The organism is Micromonospora sp. D75, assembly GCF_018070405.1.
GTDB classification, from domain to species: domain Bacteria; phylum Actinomycetota; class Actinomycetes; order Mycobacteriales; family Micromonosporaceae; genus Micromonospora; species Micromonospora chalcea.
The window spans coordinates 1-1,854 of sequence record NZ_JAGPXV010000884.1 but is presented as its reverse complement, the minus strand read 5'-3'; the positions used below and the strand labels follow the sequence as shown (position 1 = coordinate 1,854).

2 protein-coding genes are annotated in these 1,854 nt (G+C 74.3%); both read right to left on the bottom strand.

Going from position 1 to position 1,854, the window contains the following annotated elements:
• Positions 1-207: 207 nt before the first annotated feature.
• Positions 208-687, bottom strand: a complete 480-nt coding sequence (gene ybaK, locus KBX39_RS30310) for a Cys-tRNA(Pro) deacylase (RefSeq protein WP_064446581.1) — start codon at positions 685-687, stop codon at positions 208-210.
• 54 nt (positions 688-741) lie between these two features.
• A partial coding sequence (locus KBX39_RS30305) for a methyltransferase domain-containing protein (RefSeq protein WP_210873828.1) occupies positions 742-1,854 on the bottom strand: 1,113 nt, incomplete at its 5' end.

The window sequence follows — 1,854 nt, the reverse complement described above, 5'->3', positions numbered from 1 at the left end:
CATGTGCAGGGTCCTTTCGGAGGTGGGGGAGTGGTGATGTTTTGTTGTGTCCGGCAACGTATTCCCCGCCTCCCATGCGCCGCAAGACTGCCGAGGTCAGAAGTTTGTTGGCGGCGGTAACAATTCAGCAACGCGGTTGTCACCCGCGGGACACCGCCGGGAGAGCGCGCTCCGGGAACGCTCCCACACGTACCGTCACGAGCCCGCTCAGGCAGCGGCGATCGATGCCGTGGCCGCCCCGGTGAGCGCCACCAGATCCGTCGGCGTGAGCTGCACCTGCAATCCCCGGCGGCCCGCCGACACGTACACGGTCGGGTGCGCCAGCGCCGAGGAGTCGACGACTGTCGGTAGCCGCTTACGTTGGCCGAGCGGACTGATGCCGCCCCGCACGTACCCGGTCGCCCGCTCGGCCACCGCCCGGTCCGCCATCACCGCGCGCTTGCCGCCCATCGCGGCGGCCAGCGCCTTCAGGTCCAGCTCGCCGGTCACCGGCACCACCGCCACCGTCAGCCCGCCGTCGACCTCGGTGACCAGCGACTTGAACACCCGGTCCGGTGCCACCCCGAGCGCCGCGGCCACGAGCGCGCCGTAGTTCGGCGCGTCCGGCGAGACGTCGTACGGGTGGATGCTGTGGGCGATCTTCCGCTTGCTCAGCAACGCGATCGCCGGAGTGCCAGGGCCCGCCACGGGCTCAAGCTAACCCGCGCGCCGCGACACCGCGAGCTGGAAACGTGAGCCGGGTCAGCCGCCGACCGGAACCGGCCGGCACACGAGCACCGTGGGGTCGCCCGCCACCCGGGTCAGCACCAGGTCGGCCGCCGCCTCGCCGGACAGCCGCAGGTCACGGCGCAGCTTCTCCGGCTCCAGCGCCGACCCGCGCTTGCGGATCTCCACCCGGCCGACCCGGCGCTCCCGCAGCAGGGCGCGCAGCCGCTTCAGCGAGAACGGCAGCACGTCGGTGATCTCCAGACAGCGGGCGAACGGGGTGGGCCGGGCCTCGTCGGCGTACAGGTAGGCGATCGACGGGTCGGCGAGCGTGGCGTCGAGGTCGGCGGCCAACTCGGCGACCAGGTGCGCGCGGACGACCGCCGGGTCCGGGTCGTAGAGGAAGCGCCGGACCGGCCCCACCGGCGCTTCCTGCGCGCCCGTGCCGGTGAGGTGATAGGAAGGGACCCTTTTACTGCCGGAGGCGTTAAGAAGGGGCCCTTCCTTCTCGCGCAGCAGGGTGGCGCGGCGGGGGACCTCGGCCAGCTCGCCGCACCAGAGCGCGGCCTCGACCAGGTCGCCGTCCACGCTCACCCACTCCGCCTCGGCGCCCGCCGGGATCAGCGCGTGGTCCAGCCCCGGCGCGACCTTCACCACTGTGCGCGGCACCCGCGCGGCGAGACCGGTGACGAAGTCCCACGGCGGGGAGTAGGAGTTCGGGTCGAAGACGCGCCGCCCGGTGCCGGCCCGCCGCCGCGCCGGATCGCAGAACGCGCCTTCGACGCGGCTCACGTCGAACTCCGTGGCGTCGCCGCACTCGACTGTCACCAGATCGGCGAGCCCGGCCGCCTCGGCGTTCGCGGCGGCCATCGCGGCGGTCAGCGGGTCGGCCTCCACCGCGTACACCCGGATGCCGGCGCGGGCGGCGGCGAGCGCGTCGGCGCCCAGGCCGCAACCCAGGTCGGCCAGCGTGGTCACGCCCGCGGCGCGCAGCCGTGCGGCCCGGCGGCCGGCGACCACCCCGCGGGTGGCCTGCTCCAGCCCGGGCCGGGTGAGGAACATCCCGGCCGCCGCCGCGCCGAACTTGCCTGCTGCCCGGCGGCGCAGCTCGGCCTGGGTCAGCGCGGCGGCGGCGAGGTCGCCCGGAAT